Annotated in this window: 20 protein-coding genes; 3 read left to right on the forward strand and 17 right to left on the reverse strand. The window is 68.6% G+C overall.

Annotated elements, in window-relative coordinates:
- Nucleotides 1-6 precede the first annotated feature (6 nt).
- Nucleotides 7-1,509, forward strand: coding sequence for a UDP-N-acetylmuramoyl-L-alanyl-D-glutamate--2,6-diaminopimelate ligase (locus tag HQ314_RS07530; RefSeq protein WP_308119301.1), 1,503 nt, complete (start codon nt 7-9; stop codon nt 1,507-1,509).
- A gap of 10 nt (nt 1,510-1,519) precedes the next feature.
- Here the strand turns inward: HQ314_RS07530 and HQ314_RS07535 are convergent, their stop codons facing one another.
- From HQ314_RS07535 to HQ314_RS07545, 3 genes are read right to left on the reverse strand one after another with little or no spacing between them, the layout of a single operon-like run.
- Nucleotides 1,520-2,620 (reverse strand): HoxN/HupN/NixA family nickel/cobalt transporter, encoded by a 1,101-nt coding sequence (locus HQ314_RS07535; protein ID WP_222649742.1) that lies wholly within the window; start codon nt 2,618-2,620, stop codon nt 1,520-1,522.
- Nucleotides 2,621-2,664: 44 nt separating this feature from the next.
- Nucleotides 2,665-3,882 (reverse strand): MFS transporter, encoded by a 1,218-nt coding sequence (locus HQ314_RS07540; protein WP_307091356.1) that lies wholly within the window; start codon nt 3,880-3,882, stop codon nt 2,665-2,667.
- A 51-nt stretch (nt 3,883-3,933) separates the two neighbouring features.
- Nucleotides 3,934-4,698 (reverse strand): glutamate racemase, encoded by a 765-nt coding sequence (locus HQ314_RS07545; RefSeq protein WP_027504620.1) that lies wholly within the window; start codon nt 4,696-4,698, stop codon nt 3,934-3,936.
- 113 nt (nt 4,699-4,811) lie between these two features.
- Between HQ314_RS07545 and HQ314_RS07550 the strand changes: the two genes are divergently transcribed.
- Entirely contained in the window at nt 4,812-5,096 is a 285-nt protein-coding gene (locus tag HQ314_RS07550; protein WP_222649743.1) for a hypothetical protein, read from the forward strand.
- A 100-nt stretch (nt 5,097-5,196) separates the two neighbouring features.
- Entirely contained in the window at nt 5,197-5,862 is a 666-nt protein-coding gene (locus HQ314_RS07555; RefSeq protein ID WP_222649744.1) for a hypothetical protein, read from the forward strand.
- A 61-nt stretch (nt 5,863-5,923) separates the two neighbouring features.
- On the opposite strand, the gene tuf is transcribed toward HQ314_RS07555, so the two are convergent.
- The 14 genes from tuf to HQ314_RS07625 form a co-directional block, all read right to left on the reverse strand.
- The gene (tuf, locus tag HQ314_RS07560; protein ID WP_027504617.1) at nt 5,924-7,114 is read right to left on the reverse strand and encodes an elongation factor Tu; all 1,191 of its coding nucleotides are present in this window, start codon (nt 7,112-7,114) and stop codon (nt 5,924-5,926) included.
- 98 nt (nt 7,115-7,212) lie between these two features.
- Nucleotides 7,213-9,315, reverse strand: a complete 2,103-nt coding sequence (fusA, locus tag HQ314_RS07565) for an elongation factor G (RefSeq protein WP_027504616.1) — start codon at nt 9,313-9,315, stop codon at nt 7,213-7,215.
- 90 nt (nt 9,316-9,405) lie between these two features.
- Nucleotides 9,406-9,876, reverse strand: coding sequence for a 30S ribosomal protein S7 (gene rpsG, locus HQ314_RS07570; RefSeq protein ID WP_027504615.1), 471 nt, complete (start codon nt 9,874-9,876; stop codon nt 9,406-9,408).
- Nucleotide 9,877: 1 nt separating this feature from the next.
- Nucleotides 9,878-10,252 (reverse strand): 30S ribosomal protein S12, encoded by a 375-nt coding sequence (gene rpsL, locus HQ314_RS07575; RefSeq protein WP_027504614.1) that lies wholly within the window; start codon nt 10,250-10,252, stop codon nt 9,878-9,880.
- Nucleotides 10,253-10,543: 291 nt separating this feature from the next.
- Nucleotides 10,544-11,065 (reverse strand): DUF3558 domain-containing protein, encoded by a 522-nt coding sequence (locus tag HQ314_RS07580; protein WP_056441779.1) that lies wholly within the window; start codon nt 11,063-11,065, stop codon nt 10,544-10,546.
- Entirely contained in the window at nt 11,062-11,595 is a 534-nt protein-coding gene (locus tag HQ314_RS07585; RefSeq protein WP_222631750.1) for a DUF3558 domain-containing protein, read from the reverse strand. Before HQ314_RS07585 ends, HQ314_RS07580 begins: the two co-directional genes overlap by 4 nt.
- Before the next feature lie 65 nt (nt 11,596-11,660).
- Nucleotides 11,661-12,332 (reverse strand): TetR/AcrR family transcriptional regulator, encoded by a 672-nt coding sequence (locus HQ314_RS07590; RefSeq protein WP_222649745.1) that lies wholly within the window; start codon nt 12,330-12,332, stop codon nt 11,661-11,663.
- A 5-nt stretch (nt 12,333-12,337) separates the two neighbouring features.
- Nucleotides 12,338-13,186 carry an enoyl-CoA hydratase family protein gene (locus tag HQ314_RS07595; RefSeq protein ID WP_222649746.1) on the reverse strand — a complete coding sequence of 283 codons (849 nt, stop codon included), beginning with the start codon at nt 13,184-13,186 and terminating at the stop codon, nt 12,338-12,340.
- Nucleotides 13,186-14,346, reverse strand: coding sequence for an acyl-CoA dehydrogenase family protein (locus tag HQ314_RS07600; protein ID WP_027504609.1), 1,161 nt, complete (start codon nt 14,344-14,346; stop codon nt 13,186-13,188). Before HQ314_RS07600 ends, HQ314_RS07595 begins: the two co-directional genes overlap by 1 nt.
- On the reverse strand, nt 14,343-16,313 hold the full coding sequence (locus HQ314_RS07605) for a biotin carboxylase N-terminal domain-containing protein (protein WP_222649747.1): 1,971 nt from the start codon (nt 16,311-16,313) through the stop codon (nt 14,343-14,345). The genes HQ314_RS07600 and HQ314_RS07605 overlap by 4 nt, the downstream gene beginning before the upstream one ends.
- 5 nt (nt 16,314-16,318) lie before the next feature.
- A complete protein-coding gene (locus HQ314_RS07610; RefSeq protein WP_222649748.1) occupies nt 16,319-17,917 on the reverse strand; it encodes an acyl-CoA carboxylase subunit beta in 1,599 nt (532 codons plus the stop codon).
- On the reverse strand, nt 17,914-19,062 hold the full coding sequence (locus tag HQ314_RS07615; RefSeq protein WP_027504606.1) for an acyl-CoA dehydrogenase family protein: 1,149 nt from the start codon (nt 19,060-19,062) through the stop codon (nt 17,914-17,916). Before HQ314_RS07615 ends, HQ314_RS07610 begins: the two co-directional genes overlap by 4 nt.
- Nucleotides 19,059-20,762, reverse strand: coding sequence for an acyclic terpene utilization AtuA family protein (locus tag HQ314_RS07620; RefSeq protein ID WP_056442375.1), 1,704 nt, complete (start codon nt 20,760-20,762; stop codon nt 19,059-19,061). Before HQ314_RS07620 ends, HQ314_RS07615 begins: the two co-directional genes overlap by 4 nt.
- 5 nt (nt 20,763-20,767) lie before the next feature.
- Entirely contained in the window at nt 20,768-21,580 is an 813-nt protein-coding gene (locus tag HQ314_RS07625; protein ID WP_222645501.1) for a TIGR03084 family metal-binding protein, read from the reverse strand.
- Between the last annotated feature and the right edge of the window lie 227 nt (nt 21,581-21,807).

Raw genomic sequence — 21,807 nt, forward strand, 5'->3', positions numbered from 1 at the left:
ATCCTGGTGAGTGTCGTGTCCCGCCGTCCGATCCGGCATGCCGGTGGCCAAGGGGCGAGGTCCCTCGTCGACGTCGCCGACCGCGCGGGCGGATCGGTCGCAGGTCCCGCCCAGCCGGTCACGGTGGACGATCTCTGTGACGATTCGCGTGCGGTGCGGCCCGGCGATCTGTATGTCGCGCTCCCCGGAACACGCTGGCACGGTCTCGATTTCGAGGAGGACGCCCAGCGCGCCGGCGCGGTGGCCGTGCTCAGCGATCGGCCCGGCACCCGGTTGCCGAGCATCGTGGTCGCGGATCCGCGGGTCGTCGTCGGTCCGCTGGCCGCATGGTTCCACGGGAGCCCGTCCTCGTCGATGGCCGTGTTCGGAGCGACGGGCACCAACGGCAAGACGAGCACGACGCACTTCCACCACGCCGGCCTGCGCGCCGCGGGTCATCGTGCGGGGATGATCTCCGGGGTGGCGGTCAGCGGCGCCGGTAGCGACGAGGCCCCGGTGCGCACCACTCCCGAGGCGACGGTGCTCCAACGCACGCTGTCGACGTTCGTCCACAACGGATGCACGGCCGCCGCCCTTGAGGTGTCGTCGCACGCCATCGCCCAGCACCGCGTCGACGGAGTGGAGTTCGCCGTCACCGCCTTCACCAATCTCGGCCGGGACCACCTCGACTTCCACGGCTCGATGGAGGAGTACTACCGGACCAAGGCCTCGCTGTTCACCCCGGACCGCACCGGACGGGCCGTCGTCATGATCGACGACGAGTACGGGCGGCGGCTCGCGTCGGAGTGCGCGGTGCCGACGGTGACGTGCTCGGTGTCCGATCCTTCGGCGGACTTCCGCGCCGATCGCATCGACTGCACGACGCATCGCACCCGATTCCTCGCCCGGACCCCGGTGGGCGACATCCCGCTCTCACTGCAGGTTCTCGGCCCCCACCAGGTGGCGAACGCTCTGGTCGCACTCGCCTCCCTCGTCTCCGGTGGGGTGGACGCGGAGCGTGCGGCCGCCGGCATCTCGGCGCTGCACAGCATTCCGGGCCGGTGCGAGACCGTGTCGGCCGGCCAGGACTTCACCGCCCTCGTCGACTACATGCACAACGTGTCCGGCCAGCGCGCGATCCTGCCGTACCTGCGGCGCATCACCCCGGGGCGCCTGATCCTGGTCATCGGGGCGACCGGTGACCGTGACGTGGGCAAGCGCGTCGAGCTGGGCGCGGTCGCCGCGGCCTACGCGGACGACATCGTCGTCACGGACGAGAGTGCCAACGGCGAGGATCCGCACTCGATTCGCGCCGACGTCGTCCGCGGCGCCCGGTCCGGTGATCGGGGCGTCCGCGTGGTGGAGATCGCGGACCGGCGCGCAGCATTCCACCACGCCGTGGCGGACGCGGCGGCCGGGGACACCGTTGTCGTGGCGGGGCGAGGCAGCGACACCTGGCAGCACTTCGGCAGCCGAACCGTGTACTTCGACGATCATGCCGAACTGCACGACGCGATCGTCGCCCGATGACTCCCGCGGATCAGCTCGCCGGCGTCTCCCGCTCGAACCGGTCGTCGATGCGCGCCGCCTTGTAGTAGACGATCGAGCCGATCCAGACCACCACGAACACGACCACCACGATCTGGCCCGCCAGGGTGAGATCCACTGCGGCCACCGCGTCCCAGATGCCGCCGGACAGTCCGAGTTCCTCACCGAGCAACGACAGGATCTGCACGGTGCCCACCACGAGGGCGAGGAAGATCGACAGGCCCGTCATCGTGATGTTGTAGTAGATCTTCCGGACCGGCGTGACGAAGGCCCAGCCGTACGCCTTGGACATGAAGACGCCGTCGAGCGTGTCCATCGTCGACATGCCGGCCGCGAACAGCACCGGCAGCGCGATGATGGCCATCGGCGGGAGGCCACCGGCGATGGCGCTGGTGCCCGCCACGGCGAGCAGACCGACCTGCGTGGCGGTGTCGAACCCCAGGCCGAAGAGCAGCCCCAGCGGATACATCTGCCACGAGTGGCTGATCATCCGGTCGTAGCGGCCGCGGAAGATCCGATTGAGCAGTCCTCTGCGTGCGAGGAGATCGTCGAGCGTCTCGTCGGAGAACTGTCCGCGCCGCGCGGCACGCCACATGCGCACGATGCCGACGAGGACGACCAGGTTCAGGGCCGCGATGAGGTAGAGGAACGTGCCGGAGACGAGGGTGCCGATGATGCCGCCGGTGTCCGCGAAGGCGTCCCGGAAGTCCGTCGCGCGCGATGCGGCGAACGCGATCGCGGCGACGAACGCGAACACGACCGTCGAGTGCCCGAGCGAGAAGAACAGTCCGACCGCCAGGGGCCGCTTGCCCTTCTGCAGCAACAGTCGGGTGGTGTCGTCGATGGCCGCGATGTGGTCGGCGTCGAAGGCGTGCCGCATGCCCAACGTGTAGGCCAACACCCCGGCGCCCGCGTAGACGAGAGTGCCGTCCGCGCCGGTGAGGCCGTGGATCGCCGGGATCGAGTCGTAGTGCAGGAACAGGCCCCACCCGACGACGTGCAGCGCCACGAGCACTGCTGCCAGGCCCAGGAGCCGGGGGATCTCGTCGCGGGTGAAACGCGCACGTCCGGTCACGGTGTCGGCAGACGTCATGGGACACCAATATTCCTCATGGAGCCCGTCCGCGCAGTGCTGGATCAGACGCGCGCGGGTGAACGGAGCACCGTCGTCGTGACGGCAACCGATGCCAGCGCCACGACGACCGCTCCGTAGACCGTCGCGGTGACGAGGAGACCGGCCGAGTGGATCGCAACACCCGCGACGATGGCCGGCACGCTGAAGGCGAGGTAACTCAGCACGAGCGTCGTGGCGAAGACACTGCCGCGATGCTCCGGCGGTGCGAGAGCGCCGATGATGCTCATCGCGCCGAGGAACGTCGCGCCCCAGCCGAACCCGGACACCGCGGTCCCGACGAAGTACAGCGGCGCCGACGCGATGTGCAGCCCGACGAGATTCACCACGATGCCCGCGGCGAGAGTGAGTGCACCGGCGGTCATGGCCGTGCGCGGGAGAAGAGTACGAGCGGACGCGGCACCGATCGCTCCGGCCGTGAACATCGTGAAGATGTCCAGCCCGCCCACGACGGCGCCGCGGAGATCGAAGACCGTGCCCATGATGGACGGCCCCAGCGACAGGTGGAACCCGCCCAGCGACCACGTCGCGACGAGCGCGGGGACGACCGGCCAGAAGTGGGCGCGGATCGACACGGGCAGCCCGAGGGTCGGCGTCAGCACCCGCATGACGTGTCGACGGTCGTCGAAGCCTGCCCGGACCGCGGATTCCGGCACCGCCACGACGAGCGCCGTGAGGACGACCAGCGCGACGATCATCACGACGTACACGAGCGTGGTGGGGAACGGCGCGAACTGCACCAGCAGTCCGGCCGCGATACCGCCTGCTCCCAGCCCGAAGGCCGGTGCGACCGAGCTCACCAGGGGGCCGAGACGGTCGGTCGGCTGCAGATCGATGATCGCAGCGGTCAGGGCACCCATGGCCGCGCCGGCCGCCAGGCCCTGCACGACGCGCGCGGCGATGAGCCAGCCGACCCCGTCGGCGAACACGAAGACGACCTGGCTGGCGATCAGCACGAGCAGCGACGTCACGATCACGGGCTTACGGCCGAGGTGGTCGGACAGCGACCCGACGGTCAACAGGGCGGCGAGTAGTGCGAAGACGTACACGGCGAAGACGATGGTCAGCGTCGACGCGCCGAATCCCCATCGGGACTGGTACACGGGGTACAGCGGGGACGGCGCCGCCGACGATCCCATGACGGTGAAGAACACGAGGGCTACCACCCAGAACGAGCGAACGGGGGTCATCCAGGACTGGGGTCGCACCTCGGTCGTCGTCACCGTGGGTCCAACTCCCCCCACCGACTCCTCATTCCCGGGACGGTGACGGCGTCAGAGCGTCGCGGGCACCGCGAGCGATCGCCCGGCCGCGAAGCGCAACGCACTGTCGGGGAGGGAACCGTCGCGTCCCGACAGGGTCACCGACACGCTCCCGTGTCCCTCACGCGGCGACGACACCTCGTCGAGGCGGCGCAGAGTCTGGGCCGCGACGGCCTCGGCGCTGTCGAACATCCGCACACCCGGCGGCAGCGCCGCCATGATCTCGTCCGCCACCAGCGGATAGTGGGTGCACCCCAGGACGATGCCCTGCACGTCGTCCGGCGTCCGCGCCGCTGCCGACGCGATGGCCGCGCTGACGGCCGCGAGATCACCACGGTCGATGGCATCGGCGAGCCCGTGGCACGCGACGGCCGACACCGTGCGACCCGACGCGAACTCCGCGATCAAGCGCGCCTGATACGACGACGCGGTGGTCGCCGCCGTCGCCCACACCGTGATCGAGTCACACTGCAGTGCAGCGGGTTTGATGGCCGGAACCGTCCCGACCACGGGGGTGGACCCCAGGGCCGCGCGGGTCGCGTCGAGCGCGATGACGCTGGCGGTGTTGCACGGCAGCACCACCACCTCGGCTCCACCGTCGACGGCGCGCCGCGCCGTCTCCACGACGTGCGCCTCCGTCCACGCGGTGGGCTTGGGTCCCCACGGCGCGTTGTCCGGGTCGAGGTACAGATGAAGGTCGAGCGACGGGCGCAGTCGACGCAGGCGGGCTGCCGTGGGCAACGACCCCAGGCCCGAGTCGATCAGCGCGACGTTCACGGTGACAATCTACCGCCCCGGCACCGGCCGACCTCCGGACGTCGGCGCGCGGCCACGATGGATGCGGGAAGGCCGGAGGCCGGTCGGAATGTGACAGAGCGCAGACTGAGCGGATGACCGCTCCGCTCGAGCCCGATGAGGCCGACCTCATCGCCGCAGCGGTGCTCGCGGTCCCCGGTGTGGCCGGCCTGCACTCCGGCCTCTTCGGTGAGGCCGTGACGCTGCTGCCGGGTCGACGCATCGAGGGCGTGGTGGTGGGGCACGAGTCCTGCGCCGTGCACATCACGGTCCGCTGTCCGGGAGATCCCGACTCCGTCGTCCACGCCGTCCAGGAGGTGCTCGCGCGTGTCGTCCGGATTCCCGTTGTGGTCACGGTGGAGGATTTCGCCGTCGAGTGAGTCGGCGTCACAACGCTTTTCGGCACGGTTGCCGTCGCGACCCGAGAGGACGAGGGTTGCGCGCGCGCCGACGCGGGATCGGCGCGGAAACGGAACTCACATGATGCGCACGATCCTTCGCCGCACTGTCGGCACGACCCTCACCGCCCTCGTGGCACTCACGCTCGGAGCGTCCCCTGCATCGGCCGCTCCGGGCGGTGCTCCGCCCATCGCGCAGGTGCGCACTCTCTCCGCCGGCGCCACGGTCACCGTGGTCGGCACGGTCACCACACCGCCCGGCGCCTTTGCATCGAGCTTCCTCGACGTCGGGTTCGGGATCCAGGACCGCACCGCCGGCATCTACATCAGCGCCTCGGCGCCCACCGACGTCGTGCCGGGTACATCGGTGCGTGTCACGGGGTCGCTCGCGGACCAGTCCGGACTTCTGGTGGTGCGACCGACGAGCATCGTGTCGCTGGGACCGGTCGATGCGGTGGCACCCAGACCGGTGGTGGTCCGCGTGGTCGGCGAGTCCACCGAGGCGTCGCTGGTGACGGTCGTCGGACGCGTCACGAGCGTCGTGGTGGACGATCTGCCGTACGGATACAAGTTCACGATCGCGGACCGGACCGGGGAGACCACCGTCTTCGTCAACACGCAGACGGGCATCGACGTGAGCGCGATCCGCGCGGGGCAGACACTGCGCGTCACCGGCATGAGCAGCCAGTACGAGGACCACTACGAGATCGATCCGCGCTCTCCCGCGGACGTCGTCGTGCTGCCCTGACCCCACACACGCCGAACGGCGCCCACCCCGCAGGGTGAGCGCCGTTCGGTGTGAGGCGGTCTTACTTGTTGATCTTCGTGACGCGACCGGCGCCGACGGTGCGGCCACCCTCGCGGATCGCGAAGCGCAGGCCCTCGTCCATGGCGACCGGCTGGATCAGCACGACGGACATCTCGGTGTTGTCACCGGGCATGACCATCTCGGTGCCCTCGGGGAGGGTCACGACGCCCGTCACGTCCGTGGTACGGAAGTAGAACTGCGGGCGGTAGTTGTTGAAGAACGGGGTGTGGCGACCGCCCTCGTCCTTCGACAGGATGTATGCCTGGCCCTCGAACTCCGTGTGGGGAGTGGTGGTGCCGGGCTTGACGACGACCTGTCCACGCTCGACATCTTCGCGCTTGATGCCGCGGACGAGGAGGCCGACGTTATCGCCCGCCTGGCCCGAGTCGAGCAGCTTGCGGAACATCTCGATGCCGGTGACCGTGGTCTTGGTCGACTTCTCCTTGATGCCGACGATCTCGACATCCTCGTTGACGTTGACCGAGCCACGCTCGATACGGCCGGTGACGACGGTGCCGCGACCGGTGATGGTGAAGACGTCCTCGACGGGCATGAGGAAGGGCTTCTCGGTCTCACGGACGGGGTCCGGAACCGAGTCGTCCACTGCCTGCATGAGCTCGAGAACCGACTCGGCCCACTTCTCGTCGCCCTCGAGTGCCTTGAGAGCGGAGACCTTGACGACGGGAGCGTCCTCGTCGAACTCCTGTGCGGCGAGGAGCTCGCGCACCTCCATCTCGACGAGCTCGATGATCTCGTCGTCGTCCACCATGTCGGCCTTGTTCAGCGCGACGAGGATGTACGGCACGCCGACCTGGCGAGCGAGCAGGACATGCTCGCGCGTCTGGGGCATGGGGCCGTCGGTCGCTGCGACGACGAGGATCGCGCCGTCCATCTGTGCCGCGCCGGTGATCATGTTCTTGATGTAGTCGGCGTGGCCGGGAGCGTCGACGTGTGCGTAGTGACGCTTCTCGGTCTGGTACTCGACGTGGGAGATGTTGATCGTGATACCACGAGCCTTCTCCTCCGGAGCCTTGTCGATCTGGTCGAAGGCCGACGCCTCGTTCAGGTCCGGGAACTTGTCGTGCAGAACCTTGGTGATTGCAGCCGTCAGCGTCGTCTTACCGTGGTCAACGTGACCGATGGTGCCGATGTTGACGTGCGGCTTGGTCCGATCGAACTTCGCCTTGGCCACTGTGTCCTCCTGGACTGTTATTGCCTGCGTTATGCAGCATTACGGATGTACTTACGGGTGGTGCGGTGTGACGGTGGTACCGGGTCCAGCTTCGGAGACTATTCTCCGGTGGCCTTCGCGATGATCTCCTTCGAGACGTTCGAGGGAACCTCTGCGTAGGAGTCGAAGACCATGGAGTAGTTCGCTCGGCCCTGGGTGCGAGACCGCAGGTCACCGATGTAACCGAACATCTCCGACAGCGGAACCAGCGCCTTGACGACACGGGCACCACTGCGTTCCTCCATGGCCTGGATCTGGCCACGGCGGGAGTTCACATCGCCGATCACGTCGCCCATGTACTCCTCGGGCGTGATCACCTCGACCGCCATGAGCGGTTCGAGGATGACTGGACCGGCCTTGCGGGCAGCTTCCTTGAAGGCCTGCGAACCCGCGATCTTGAACGCCATCTCGGACGAGTCGACGTCGTGGTACGCGCCGTCGAGCAGGATCAGCTTGACGTTCACCAGCGGGTAGCCGGCGAGAACGCCGTACTGCATCGCGTCCTGCGCGCCGGCATCCACGGACGGGATGTACTCGCGCGGGATACGACCGCCGGAGACCTTGTTCTCGAACTCGTAGGTCGCGCCGTCCTCGCCGATGAAGGGCTCGAGGCCGATGATGACCTTCGCGAACTGGCCGGAGCCACCCGTCTGCTTCTTGTGGGTGAACTCCTGCTTCTCGACGATCTTGGTGATCGTCTCGCGGTAGGCCACCTGCGGCTTGCCGACGTTGGCCTCGACCTTGAACTCGCGACGCATGCGGTCGACGAGGATGTCGAGGTGGAGCTCGCCCATGCCGCCGATGACGGTCTGGCCGGTCTCCTCGTCGAGCTTGACCGAGAAGGTCGGGTCCTCTTCGGCCAGCTTCTGGATGGCCGTGCCGAGCTTCTCCTGGTCGGACTTCGTCTTAGGCTCGATCGACACCTGGATGACCGGGTCCGGGAACGTCATCGACTCGAGGATGATCTGGTTCTGCGGATCGCAGAGCGTGTCACCCGTCGTCGTGTCCTTCAGACCGATCACGGCGTAGATGTGGCCGGCGCTGGCGGTCGCGACCGGGTTCTCCTTGTTGGAGTGCATCTGGAAGAGCTTGCCCAGACGCTCCTTCTTGCCCTTGGTCGAGTTGATGACCTGCGAGCCGGAGTCGACCTTGCCCGAGTACACGCGCACGTACGTCAGCTTGCCGAAGAACGGGTGCGTCGCGATCTTGAACGCGAGCGCCGCGAACGGCTCGTCGGCGGACGGCTTGCGAGTGAGTTCCTTCTCCTCGTCGCCCACGGCGTGACCGATGGTCTCGGCGACGTCGAGCGGGGACGGGAGGTAGTCGATGACCGCGTCGAGCATGGGCTGGACGCCCTTGTTCTTGAACGCGGAACCGCACAGGATCGGGTACAGCTCGGAGTTGACCGTCATCTTGCGAATCGCGGTCTTGACCTCGTCGATGGTCAGCTCGTCACCGCTGAAGTGCTTCTCCAGCAGTGCCTCGTCGGACTCGGCGACGGTCTCGAGCAGCTCGGTGCGGTACTGCTCGGCCCGCTCCTTAAGCTCCTCGGGGATCTCGACGGTCTCGTAGGTCTCGCCGAGCTTCGTCTCTCCGCGCCAGACCTTCGCGTTCATCTCGATCAGGTCGACGATGCCCTCGAAGCTGTCCTCTGCGCCGATCGGCAACTGGATGACCAACGGCTTGGCGCCGAGGCGATCCTTGATGGTCTGCACGGTGAAGTAGAAGTCCGCACCGAGCTTGTCCATCTTGTTGACGAAACAGATGCGCGGCACGTCGTACTTGTCGGCCTGACGCCACACCTGCTCGGACTGGGGCTCGACGCCCTCCTTGCCGTCGAACACGGCGACGGCACCGTCGAGGACGCGGAGCGAACGCTCCACCTCGACCGTGAAGTCGACGTGCCCGGGGGTGTCGATGATGTTGATCTGGTTGTCGTTCCAGAAGCACGTCGTGGCAGCAGACGTGATGGTGATGCCACGCTCCTGCTCCTGCTCCATCCAGTCCATGGTGGCTGCGCCGTCATGGACCTCACCGATCTTGTACGAGATACCGGTGTAGAAGAGGATGCGCTCGGTAGTGGTGGTCTTACCGGCATCGATGTGGGCCATGATGCCGATGTTGCGGACCTTGTTCAGGTCGGTCAGCACGTCCTGTGCCACGAATTCATCCCGCCTTGGTGTTGGAAGAAGTGAGTCGAAGGTTCAACGCTCGGGTGGCGCCGGATGTTTCCCGGCGCCCCCGAGACGCGATCACCAGCGGTAGTGCGCGAATGCCTTGTTGGCTTCCGCCATCTTGTGCGTGTCCTCGCGACGCTTGACTGCTGCGCCGAGACCGTTGCTGGCATCGAGGAGTTCGTTGGCCAGACGCTCGACCATCGTCTTCTCGCGACGAGCGCGGGAGAACGAGACGAGCCAGCGCAGAGCCAGCGTGGTGGAGCGGCCCGGACGAACCTCGACCGGAACCTGGTAGGTGGCGCCACCGACACGACGGCTGCGGACCTCGAGGGCCGGCTTGACGTTGTCCAGTGCGCGCTTGAGCGTCACGACGGGATCGGTGCCCGTCTTCTCGCGTGCCTGCTCGAGAGCCTGGTACACGATGCGCTCCGCGGTCGACTTCTTGCCGTCCAGCAGGATCTTGTTGACCAGCTGGGTGACCAGCGGCGAACCGTAGACGGGATCGTTGATCAGCGGGCGCTTGGGTGCTGGGCCTTTACGTGGCATGTCAGCTCTTCTCCTTCTTGGCGCCGTACTTGCTGCGAGCCTGCTTGCGGTTCTTCACGCCCTGCGTGTCGAGCGAGCCACGGATGATCTTGTAACGGACACCCGGGAGGTCCTTCACACGACCACCGCGCACGAGCACCATGGAGTGCTCCTGCAGGTTGTGGCCCTCACCGGGGATGTAGGCGGTGACCTCGACGGACGTGGTCAGGCGGACGCGAGCGACCTTACGAAGCGCGGAGTTCGGCTTCTTCGGGGTGGTGGTGTACACGCGAGTGCACACACCACGGCGCTGCGGGCTGCCCTTCAGGGCAGCGGTCTTCAGCTTCGCGACCTTGTCGGTGCGACCCTTGCGGACCAGCTGGTTGATTGTTGGCATGAACCGGCTTTCTTCGTGTCGAGAAACAGGGATCTAGCAGTTGGGGCAAGAGAACGCTGCCCCTCACCCAGTAGTGCTTCCGCGGGCTTCGTGCACCCCGCGGTCGGGTGTGTCGCATACCCCCACACGGCAGCCGCGGTTCTTGCTCGATGGTGAACTCGAACACGGCTGTACCTCGCATAGGCACACAGACGTACCGGCTGGGCCGGGCACGACCTGTAACGGTACCCGGCGGCGCGCCTGATGGTCAAAACGCCCCTGCATCGGGTACAGGAGTTCACCCTTCCGTCGTCACGCCGACAGATTGAGCGACAGCTGCATCAACCGCGTGGCCGACTCACAGGGGTCGGTCGGGTTCCCCGGCCGATACTGCACCCACCAGCCGATGACCCCGGAATCGGGCGACTGCGCCGCCACGCCGCACGATGCCGGATCCTCCGGTTGACGGATCTCGAGGGCCTTCCGCGAGGACACCTCGACGTCGCTGACCGTCCACCCCATACGTTCGTTCGCCTCGCGCTCGGCCGCGAGCGACCCCGTCTCGAACCAGTCGAACGTCACCTTGACCGCGCCGCCCGGGCCGGTCAGGTCCCACCGGCAGATGGCGCCGATGAAGCCCTGGTCGATGGCGTCGCCGCCCACGACATCGGCGATCTGCTCCGGCGTCACCGTGTCGCACTCCTCGAGGAGCGAGCGGAACTCGCCGTCCGCGCCACTCACGCCCGCTGCCACGGGCGTGCCCTCGATGGTCGACCCGCATCCGGCGAGCACCCCGGTGACCGACAGCGCCGCCAGCACGCGTCCGGCCCTCACTGCGCGCGCTCCGCGACGAGCGTCATCAGACTCTCGGCGACGGCGCACGGATCCGCGGTGGGAGCGCTGTCGGCGTACATGACGGAGAAGTGGACGAAGTCGTCGCCGTACTGCAGACCGTTCTCGCAGAGGTACGTCACACCCGTCGCGTTCTCGGATCGCGCCTCGAACCCCGGTCGACCCTCGATCTCGATGTCCGCGGCCGGTCGGCCGATCAGTTCCGACCCCATGCGCTCACGCCCGATCGGGCTCCCGCGGTACCAGGAGAAGCTGACCGACGGGCCGGTCGGACCCGACACCTCCCACTCGCAGCCCACCGAGTTGCGGGTCACGATCGCGAACGACGGCACGGCGAACGCAGTGCGGACCTCCTCGTCGGACAGACCGCCGCAGACGCCGAAGAACGGGCCGGGTCCCTGCGACGCGGACGTGGACGGCGCGTCGTCGGTGGCGGCGTCGGAGTCGGATCCGCAACCGGTGAGCCCGAGCAGCACCACTGCTGCCACGCCGGCCCACCGCACGGAGTTCATGGCGGCAGCTTATCGGAGTGCGGACTGTCGCGAGTACGCCGAAAGTGCCGTGATGCGAGCGCCGATCACGACAGTTCGGACGTATTCGCGGGGGTGCTGGTGCTGGTGGTGGTATCGAGGGCGAGGGACGCGTCGAGCACCGAGGCCCACACCTTCACGATCTCGGCGCGGCGGCGCGAGTCGTCGCTGAGCACGTCGGCGAGACCGAGCCCGCGGGCCAGGTCGAGGGTGGCCTGCACGAGTCGGTGGGTGCGCGGATCACTGTCGTCGGCGCCGAGGTGATCGACCGCCGTGCGGTGCGCCACGCGACCGAACTTCTCCTCGAGAGGCAGGACCCGGGCACGCATCTCGGGATCCGCGGCCGCGGCGGTCCAGACCTGCAGCGCGGCACGGAAGATGGGGCTCGTGTAGTAGTCGACCAGCCGGGTGACCACGGCCTCGGTCCGCCCGGCGCCCTGCGGGAGCGCACTGCTCTCGGCTCGCGCCTCCCCCATGCGCGTGTCGAACATGTACTCGAGCGCCGCGGTGATGAGGTCCTCCCGCGTCGGGAAGTGGTGCTGGGTGGCACCGCGAGAGACGCCGGCCCGCTCGGCCACGACGGCGACCGTCGTCGCCGCCCATCCCTCGGTGGCGAGCGCGTCGATCGTGGACTCGAGCAGGCGCAGTCGCGTGGCGCGGCTGCGATCCTGCTTCGGGCTGCGGGTGTCACCGACTCGGTGACGAGTGGGCACGGTCATGGCCGTCACGTCTCCTTCCCCACAGCGGCGCCGGACGACTCCGCCGGTGCGGCCCACGACGGGCTGCGCTTCTGCAGAAAGGCCATCATCCCCTCCCGCGCCTCGTCCGATGCGAACAGCCTCGCGGACTCCTCCGCCAGGTCCGCGCCCCGGCGGTCGAACTCCTCGAGCATCGCGGCGGTGGTGAGGCGTTTCGACGCCGCGAGACCCTGCGGTGACGACGGACGGATCGCCGCGACGAGTTCGGCCACCGTGGCCCCGGTGTCGGCCGCAGCCTCGGTGACGAGCCCGATGGCCTCCGCCTCGTGCGCGCCGAACGTCTCCGTCGTCAGGAAGTACCGGCTCGCCGCACGCGAGGTCATCCTCGGCACCACCGTCAAGGAGACGATGGACGCGGCCAACCCCAGCCGCGCCTCCGTCAGCGCGAACGAACTCTTCGGCCCGGCCACCACCAGATCGCACGCGCCCACGAGGCCCATACCGCCGGCACGCACATGCCCGTCGATCCTGCCGATCACCGGCTTCGGCGTCTCGAGGATCGCCCGCAGCAGCGTCAGCATCTGCTCGGTGCGTGAGGAGACGGAACTGCCCGCCTCCGTGAGATCGGCACCTGCACAGAATGTTCCGCCGGTGTGGGTGAGGACCACGGCGCGGACGTCCCGATCCGCGCCCGCGTCGCGGAGCCCCGCCGTCAGGTCGTCGACCAGGGCGGTGGAGAGGGCGTTGCGATTGTGCGGGGTGTCGAGTGTCAGAGTCACCACGCCGTCCGACCGATCAACCCGCACAGGTGGTTCGTCGCCCCGACCGGCCTCCGGCCTGCCCTGGCCCCGACCGGCCTCCGGCCTGCCCGCCATCAGTAGCTCTTCGGCAGGCCCAGCGAGTGCTGGGACACGAAGTTCAGGATCATCTCCCGACTGACGGGAGCCACGCGGGCGATGCGCGCCGCACCGAGCATGGACGCGAGGCCGTACTCCTCGGTCAGGCCTGCGCCGCCGTGCGTCTGGATGGCCTGGTCGATGGCCTTGATGCTGGCCTCGGCGGCCGCGTACTTCGCCATGTTGGCCGCTTCCGCCGCACCGAAATCGTCACCGCTGTCGTAGAGCACCGCGGCCTTCTGCATCATCAGCTTCGCCAGTTCGAGCTCGATCTTGCATTGCGCCAACGGATGCGCGATTCCCTGGTGCGCCCCGATGGGGCTCTTCCACACGGTGCGCTCGTTCGCGTACTTCACCGCGGCGTCGAGGGCGTAGCGGCCCATGCCGACGGCCATCGCCGCACCGAGGATGCGCTCGGGGTTGAGACCCGCGAACAACTGCATCAGCGCCGCGTCGGGCTCACCGACCAGCGCCTCGGCCGGCAGCCGGACGTCGTCGAGGAAGAGCGTGAACTGATGATCGGGCTCGATGATGTCCATGCGCATCTGCGTCTTGTTCAGGCCCGGTGCATCGGTCGGCACGATGAACAGCGCCGGCTTCAGCTTCCCGGTCTTCGCGTCCTCCGTACGGGAGACGATGAGCACCGCGTCGGCCTGGTCGACGCCGGAGATGTAGATCTTGCTGCCGCGCAGCACCCACTCGTCACCGTCGCGTCGCGCGGTGGTGGTGATCTGGTGGGAGTTGGAGCCGGCGTCGGGCTCGGTGATGCCGAACGCCATGATCGCGGAGCCGTCCGAGAGGCGGGGCAGCCAGGACTGCTTCTGCTCGGGGGTGCCGTACTTCGCGATGATGGTGCCGCAGATCGCCGGGCTGACGACCACGAGCAGCAGGCCCGCACCGAACGAGGACATCTCCTCCTGGACCAGTGCGAGCTCGTAGATGCCGGCACCGCCGCCGCCGTACTCCTCGGGGAGGTTCACCCCGAGGAAGCCCAATTGCCCGGCCTCGTGCCACAGTTCGGTGAGTGCCTCACCCTTGCGTGCCTTGGGCAGCACGTAGTCGATGTAGTTGTGGCGCTTGCCCAGTCCGGCCACCGCGGCGCGGAGGCTCTTCTGCTCGTCCGTCTCGATGAAGCTCATGCCTGATCTCCTTCTGCTGCGACGACCGCCAGTACGGCGTCGACGTCCACCTGGTGTCCCACGGTGACCGTGAGCTCGGTCAGCACGCCCGCCGCGGGTGCGGTGATCGTGTGTTCCATCTTCATGGCCTCGAGCCACAGGATCGGTTGGCCGGCGGTGACGGTGTCGCCGACGGCAGCACCGATCCGCACGACGCTGCCGGGCATCGGTGCCAGCAGCGATCCGGCGGCGACGATCTCGCTCGGATCGACGAACACCGGAACCCGTTCGAGCCGTACCGGTCCGAGCGACGAGTCGACGAACACGGCGTCGCCGTGGACCGCGACGTGGAACTCGCGTCGCACACCGTCGGCCAGCAGCACCACCCGGTCGGACTCGGCCCGGACCAGCGCGCAGTCGTCGACGTCGGTGACGAGCGTTCCGCGCGACAGCCGGTACTCGGCGACGATCTCGGTGCCGTTCACCGCGTACGTCTTGCGTTGCGGCACGGAGGCGAGGTTGCGCCAGCCGCTGGGGAGGGATCGGCCCACCGTCGCCGATTCTTTCGATCGGGTGGCGTCCGCGAGCGCTGCGGCGAGTGCGGACAGCCGCACACCCCGGTCGTCGACGAGCGGCCGAGCGAGGACCGCGAGATCGTGCGTCGCGAAGAACGCGGTGTCGGTGTCGCCCGCGAGGAACGCGGGGTGTCTCAGCACCGTGACGAGCAGGTCGCGGTTGGTGCGCACCCCGTGAATGCGCGCGCGCAGCAGCGCTTTCGCCAGGATTCCGGCCGCCTGCTCCCGGGTGGGCGCGTACGAGATCACCTTGGCGAGCATCGGGTCGTAGTGGGTCCCCACCACGCTGCCGTCGACGATGCCCGAGTCCACCCGCAGGCCTGTCCGCGTGAGCACCTCGAACTCTCGCGCTCCGTCGAACTCGACGTGGTGCACGACGCCGCTCTGCGGCTGCCAGTCGCGCGCCGGATCCTCCGCGTACAGACGCACTTCGATCGAGTGTCCGCGCGTGGTGGGCTGCTCGGCCGGGAGCGCTCCGCCCGCGGCGACGTGGATCTGCAGTGCCACCAGATCGAGACCGGTGGTGCACTCGGTCACCGGGTGCTCGACCTGCAGGCGCGTGTTCATCTCGAGGAAGTAGAAGTTGCCGCGCTCGTCGCTGAGGAACTCGACGGTGCCGGCGCCCTCGTAGTCGAGCGCCTCGGTGGCGATGCGCGCCGCCTCGAACAGCTTCTCCCGCATACCCGGAACGCGCTCGACGAGCGGAGACGGCGCCTCCTCGACCACCTTCTGGTGGCGTCGTTGGATGGAGCACTCCCGCTCGCCCACCGCCCACACCGTGCCGTGGCGGTCCGCCATGACCTGGACCTCGATGTGGCGGCCCGTCTCGAGATAGCGCTCGCAGAAGACCGTCGCGTCACCGAAGGCGGACAGCGCCTCCCGCGACGCCGCGTCGATCTCGTCCTGCAGGGCGTCGAGTTCACGCACCACGCGCATACCGCGACCACCACCACCGGCGGACGCCTTCACGAGCACCGGCAGATCGTCCTGCGTGACGGACGCGGGGTCGAGCCGATCGAGCACCGGCACACCGGCGCTCTGCATCATGGCCTTGGACTCGACCTTCGACCCCATCGACTCGATCGCCTTCACCGGCGGACCGATCCAGGTGAGGCCCGCATCCTGCACGGCGCGCGCGAACTCCGCGTTTTCGGACAGGAACCCGTAACCGGGGTGGATCGCGTCGGCGCCCGCGCGCTGCGCCGCCTCGATGATCAGGTCTCCGCGGAGGTACGTCTCCGACGACGCGGAACCGGGCAACCGGACGGCGACGTCGGCGTCGGCGACGTGCGGTGACGCGGAGTCCGGATCGGAGAACACGGCGACCGTGTCGATGCCCTCTGCGCGGCAGGTCGTGAACACGCGGCGGGCGATCTCGCCGCGGTTGGCAACGAGTACTGACGAAATGGTCATGACGGTCACATCCGGAAGACACCGAAGTTGGCGGTGCCCTCGATCGGGGCGGAGGCGATGGCCGACAGGCACATCCCCACCACCGTGCGGGTGTCTCGGGGGTCGATCACGCCGTCGTCGTACAGGCGTCCGGACAGGAACATGGGAACCGACTCGGCCTCGATCTGCTGCTCGATCATCGCGCGCAGACCCGCGTCGGCCTCCTCGTCGAACGCCTGTCCGCGGGCCTCGGCGGAGGCGCGGGAGACGATCGAGATGACGCCCGCGAGTTGGGCACCGCCCATGACCGCGGACTTGGCGCTGGGCCAGGCGAAGAGGAAGCGCGGGTCGAAGGCGCGACCGCACATGCCGTAGTGCCCGGCGCCGTACGACGCACCGAGCAGCACCGAGATGTGCGGGACGGTGGAGTTCGAGACGGCGTTGATCATCATCGACCCGTGCTTGATCATCCCGCCCTCCTCGTACTCCTTGCCCACCATGTAGCCGGTGGTGTTGTGCAGGAACAGCAGTGGCGTGTTCGAACGGTTCGCCAGTTGGATGAACTGCGTCGCCTTCTGCGACTCCTCACTGAAGAGGACGCCGCGGGCGTTGGCGAGGATCCCGACCGGATACCCGTGCAGTTCCGCCCATCCGGTGACCAGAGACGAGCCGTAGAGCGGCTTGAACTCGTCGAAGTCGCTGTCGTCGACGATGCGCGCGATGACGTCGCGGGGGTCGAACGGGATCTTGAGGTCGGCCGGCACGATACCGAGCAGTTCCTCCTCGTCGTACCGGGGCGGGAGCACCTCGGTGCGCGGCGCCGGACCCTTCTTGTGCCAGTTGAGCCGCTTCACGATGCCGCGGCCGATGCGGATGGCGTCCTTCTCGTCCACCGCGAGATGGTCGGCGAGACCGGAGGTCCGGGCGTGCATGCGGGCGCCGCCGAGCGATTCGTCGTCCGTCTCCTCGCCGGTGGCCATCTTCACCAGCGGCGGTCCGGCGAGGAACACCTTGGACCGCTCCTCGATCATGACGACGTGATCGGACATGCCGGGGATGTAGGCGCCGCCGGCGGTGGAGTTGCCGAACACGAGGGCGATGGTGGGGATGCCGGCCGCGGAGAGGCGCGTCAGATCACGGAAGATGCGGCCACCCGGGACGAACACCTCCTTCTGCGTGGGGAGGTCGGCACCGCCGGACTCGACCAGTGAGATGACCGGCAGCCGGTTCTGCATCGCGATGTCGTTCGCTCGCAGCGTCTTCCGCAAGGTCCACGGATTGCTCGTGCCGCCCCGCACGGTGGGGTCGTTGGCGACGATCAGGCACTCGACGCCGCTGACGACACCGATGCCGACGACCACGCTGGCGCCGACCGGGAAGTCCGTGCCCCAGGCCGCGAGCGGGCACAGCTCGAGGAACGGCGAGTCCGGGTCGACGAGCATCTCGATGCGCTCGCGCGGGGTCATCTTGCCGCGGCCGCGGTGCCGTGCGACGTACTTCTCGCCCCCGCCGCCCAGTGCCTTGGCGTGTTCGGTCTCCACCTCGGAGAGCTTCGCGATCATGGTGTCGGCGGCCGAGACGTACGCGTCACCGGAGCTGTCGAGTCGGGAGGTCAGAGTCGTCATGCGGTGTACCCCAGTCGCTTCGCGGCCAGCGAGGTGAGGATCTCGGTGGTGCCGCCGCCGATGCCGATGATGCGCATGTCGCGGTACTGACGCTCGACCTCGCTCTCGGCCATGTAGCCGAGTCCACCGAACAGCTGTACCGCCTGCGAGGCGACCCATTCGCCGGCCTCGACCGCGGTGTTCTTCGCGAAGCACACCTCGGCGATGCAGTCGTCGCCGTCCTCGACGTGGCGATCGATCAGTGCGTGCGTGTACGTGCGCGCCACGTCGATCTTGCGGTGCATCTCGCTGAGCGTGTTCTGCACCGCCTGACGGGCGATGAGCGGCTTGCCGAACGTCGAGCGGTCCCGCGTCCACGCCACCGTCAGATCGAGGCACCGCTGCGCCGAGGAGTAGGCCTGCGCGGCCAGCGCAGCGCGTTCGGAGACGAAGGCCTGCGCGATCTGGGCGAACCCGGAGTTCTCCGGGCCCACCAGGTTCTCCACGGGCACGCGCACGTCGGTGTACGACAGTTCGGCGGTGTCGGAGGCCCGCCATCCCATCTTGTCGAGCTTGCGGGACACCTCGAATCCCGGTGTGCCGCGCTCGACGACGAGCAGCGAGACGCCGGCCGCGCCGTCTCCCCCGGTGCGGACGGCGGTGACCACGAAGTCGGCCCGGCACCCCGAGGTGATGTAGGTCTTCGCGCCGTTGACGACGAAGTGGTCCCCGTCGCGCACCGCTCGGGTGCGCAGGTGTCCCACGTCGGATCCGCCGCCGGGCTCGGTGATGGCCAGCGACCCGATCAGCTCGCCGTCGAGCGTGGGCCGGACCCACTTCTCGAGGTGGTCGGGGTTGCCCGCAGCGACCATGTGCGGCAACGCGATCCCACAGGTGAACAAGGACGCGAACAGGCCGCCGGACGCACCCGCCTCGTGCATCTCCTCGCAGATGACCGTGGCGTCGACCAGCGAGCCGCCGCCACCGCCGACCGCCTCGGGGAACGGCGCCCCGAGCAGACCGATCTCGGCTGCCGCGCGGTGCAGGCTGCGGGGGATCTCGCCGTCACGCTCCCACTCGGTGAGGTGCGGCAGCACCTCCCGGTCCACGAACCCCCGGACCGTCTTACGGAGTTGCGCTCGGTCGGGGCCACCCCAGGTGCTCATGCGAGTCCACTTTCTGCGAGTACTGATTCGGGTATCGGGACGTGCCGCGATCGCAGCCACTCCCCCAGGCCCTTGGCCTGGGGATCGAAGCGAGCGCCGGATGCGACGCCCTCTCCGAGAATCCCGTCGACGACGATGTTCACGGCCCGCAGGTGCGGGAACTCGTACCGGTGCACGCGCAGGCCCGCCGTCTCCGGGAGCAGCGTCGTCACCAGCTCGGTGGTGAGAGTCGACCGGAGCCAGGCCCACGCGGCGTCGCCGCGCACCCAGACCCCGACGTTGGCGCTGCCGCCCTTGTCACCGCTGCGCGCCGCCGCCACCGTGCCGAGCGGCAGCGTGCGTGTGGGTTCGGCCGGCGGGCGGCCTGCGGGCGCGTCGGACGGGTCCGCCTCGACAGCCGTGGTGACGGTGGGCGGTGCGACGTCGACGCGCGTGCCGTCCGCGAGAACCGCCACGTGCCGCGGCACCGCCTGATCGACGAACCCGGCCTCGAAGACGCCGTAGGGCGACCCCTGACCCGGAGGCGTCGTCACACAGAAACCGGGGTAGCTCGCCAGCGCGAGTTCCACTGCGGCAGCGCTGAACACGCGACCCACACGCTGCGGATCAGCGTCGCGGACGACGACACGGAGCACCGCACTGGCGGCCTCCTCGGTGTCGGCGTCAGGGTGATCGGTGCGCGCGAGAGTCCAGTCGACCTCGCGCGGCGGCGGCGTCAGCGCCTCGGTCATCTGAGTGCGCACCAGGTCGGCCTTGGCCTCGATGTCGAGGCCGGTGAGCACGAAGGTCATCTCGTTGCGGAACCCGCCGAGCGTGTTCCGGGAGACCTTGAGGGTGGGCGGCGGCGCCTCGCCGCGAGCCCCCGTGACCAGCACGCGGTCGGGTCCGTCCTGCGAGACCCGCACCGTGTCGAGCCGCGCGGTGACGTCCGGGCCGAGGTAGCGCGGGCCGGTGATCTCGTACATCAACTGCGCCGTCACCGTTCCGACCGTCACGGCGCCGCCGGTGTTCTCGTGCTTGGTGATCACCGACGACCCGTCCGACCGGATCTCCGCGAGGGGGAACCCCGGTCGACGCAGATCCTCGATCTCACCGAAGAAGGAGTAGTTCCCGCCGGTCGCCTGGGTTCCGCATTCGATGATGTGGCCGGCGACGACGGCGCCCGCGAGTTCGTCGAGGTGATCGCGGGTCCACCCGAACCTGGAGATCGCCGGGGCCACCACCACCGACGCGTCCGTGACGCGTCCGGTGACCACGACCTGCGCCCCGGCGTCCAGGCACGCCGCGACACCGAAGGCGCCGAGATAGGCATTGGCGGTCAGCGGGGAGCCGAGGCCCAGTTCCTCGGCGCGGTCGTGCAGATCGTCTCCCTCCACGTGGGCGACCGAGACGGTCAGACCGAGACGGTCGGCGAGGGATCGGATCTCGTCCGCCAGTCGTGCGGGCGCCAACCCACCGGCATTGCTGACCAGGGTGACACCCTTGTCGAGTGCAGTGCCCAGGCACTCCTCGAGCTGCCGCAGATACGTCCTGGCGTAGCCGCGCGTCGGATCCTTCATCCGGTCGCGTCCGAGAATGAGCATCGTCAGCTCGGCCAGGTAGTCGCCCGTGAGGACGTCGAGATCACCGCCGTCGAGCATCTCGCGCATGGCCGACGCGCGGTCACCGTAGAAGCCGGAGCAGTTCCCGACCCTGATCATCTCCGTCACGACGCCACCCGCACGTCCCGGCCACCGCCGGGAGCCCCCGCGAACGCCTGCGCGAGACCCAGCCACGTCGCCGCGTCGTCGCCGACGGCCACGAGGTCGGTGTCGTCACGGTGCACGCGCTGCGTGACGAGCAGGCAGAAGTCCGGAGCGGAACCCGTGACACTCTGCTCCGCGTCCTCCGGCCCCCACGACCACTCACTCCCGTCGGGAGCGGTGAGCACGACGCGGAACGGTGCCGACGGCGGCGTCAGGCCGCGAATCGCGTAGGCGAAGTCGCGGGTGCGTACGCCGATGTGCGCGACGTGACGCAGCCGAGCCGTGGGTTCGCGAACCACGCCGAGGGCGTCCGCGACGTCCTGACCGTGTGCCCAGGTCTCCATGATGCGCGCGGTGGCCATCGACATCGCGCTCATCGGCGGGCCGAACCAGCGGATCTTCACGCCGTCGGGCACGTGTGTCAGGACGTCGAGCAGTTGCACTCGGCCGAGCCGCCATCGCGACAACAGGGTGCTGACCTGCTCTCCGGCGAGTGCGTCGGCAGCGGAGTCCACGAACGAGTCCGGACTGCCCATCGCGTCGGCGATTACCGCGTCGAATGCCGCTTCGGCGTCCTCGTCACCGGAGGCGCCGGCCGTCGTCAGCGCGGCGACGTGGTCGGTCCAGTGCAGGTGAGCGATCTGATGCGCCACCGTCCAACCGGCCGCCGGGGTGTCCGTGCGCCACGCGGCGTCGTCGGCATCGGCGACCAGCGCGTCCAGCGCGTCGCCCTCCGCACGCAGGTCCTGCAGCAACACCTCGAGAGCAGCCATGCCTGGAACGGTCGCACCCACGGGCCAAAAAAGCAAGCATGCTTGCTTGTTCTTGGACGTTGTGACGAACTCCAAAACAATCCGTGGCACCATCCATCCGCAGCGCAGGTCCGAAAGCCTGGTTTACGGTGAATCCCACAGGCGGTTGGACGCTTTACCGCACGACACCCATCACGACGCTCGCGACACGCCGGGCGGGACGAGGCCGCCCGCGAATGCGGGCACCG

It is taken from the genome of Rhodococcus sp. BP-332, from assembly GCF_019836065.1.
Classification (GTDB): Bacteria; Actinomycetota; Actinomycetes; order Mycobacteriales; family Mycobacteriaceae; genus Rhodococcoides.

What these genes read in the sequence shown, in the direction of transcription:
- HQ314_RS07535 (WP_222649742.1), bottom strand. Translation starts at nt 2,620, where the DNA reads ATGACGTCTGCCGACACCGTGACCGGACGTGCGCGTTTCACCCGCGAC.
- HQ314_RS07550 (WP_222649743.1), top strand. Translation starts at nt 4,812, where the DNA reads ATGACCGCTCCGCTCGAGCCCGATGAGGCCGACCTCATCGCCGCAGCG.
- HQ314_RS07555 (WP_222649744.1), top strand. Translation starts at nt 5,197, where the DNA reads ATGATGCGCACGATCCTTCGCCGCACTGTCGGCACGACCCTCACCGCC.
- rpsG (WP_027504615.1), bottom strand. Translation starts at nt 9,876, where the DNA reads ATGCCACGTAAAGGCCCAGCACCCAAGCGCCCGCTGATCAACGATCCC.
- rpsL (WP_027504614.1), bottom strand. Translation starts at nt 10,252, where the DNA reads ATGCCAACAATCAACCAGCTGGTCCGCAAGGGTCGCACCGACAAGGTC.
- HQ314_RS07585 (WP_222631750.1), bottom strand. Translation starts at nt 11,595, where the DNA reads ATGAACTCCGTGCGGTGGGCCGGCGTGGCAGCAGTGGTGCTGCTCGGG.
- HQ314_RS07590 (WP_222649745.1), bottom strand. Translation starts at nt 12,332, where the DNA reads ATGACCGTGCCCACTCGTCACCGAGTCGGTGACACCCGCAGCCCGAAG.
- HQ314_RS07595 (WP_222649746.1), bottom strand. Translation starts at nt 13,186, where the DNA reads ATGGCGGGCAGGCCGGAGGCCGGTCGGGGCCAGGGCAGGCCGGAGGCC.
- HQ314_RS07600 (WP_027504609.1), bottom strand. Translation starts at nt 14,346, where the DNA reads ATGAGCTTCATCGAGACGGACGAGCAGAAGAGCCTCCGCGCCGCGGTG.
- HQ314_RS07605 (WP_222649747.1), bottom strand. Translation starts at nt 16,313, where the DNA reads ATGACCATTTCGTCAGTACTCGTTGCCAACCGCGGCGAGATCGCCCGC.
- HQ314_RS07610 (WP_222649748.1), bottom strand. Translation starts at nt 17,917, where the DNA reads ATGACGACTCTGACCTCCCGACTCGACAGCTCCGGTGACGCGTACGTC.
- HQ314_RS07615 (WP_027504606.1), bottom strand. Translation starts at nt 19,062, where the DNA reads ATGAGCACCTGGGGTGGCCCCGACCGAGCGCAACTCCGTAAGACGGTC.
- HQ314_RS07620 (WP_056442375.1), bottom strand. Translation starts at nt 20,762, where the DNA reads ATGATCAGGGTCGGGAACTGCTCCGGCTTCTACGGTGACCGCGCGTCG.
- HQ314_RS07625 (WP_222645501.1), bottom strand. Translation starts at nt 21,580, where the DNA reads ATGGCTGCTCTCGAGGTGTTGCTGCAGGACCTGCGTGCGGAGGGCGAC.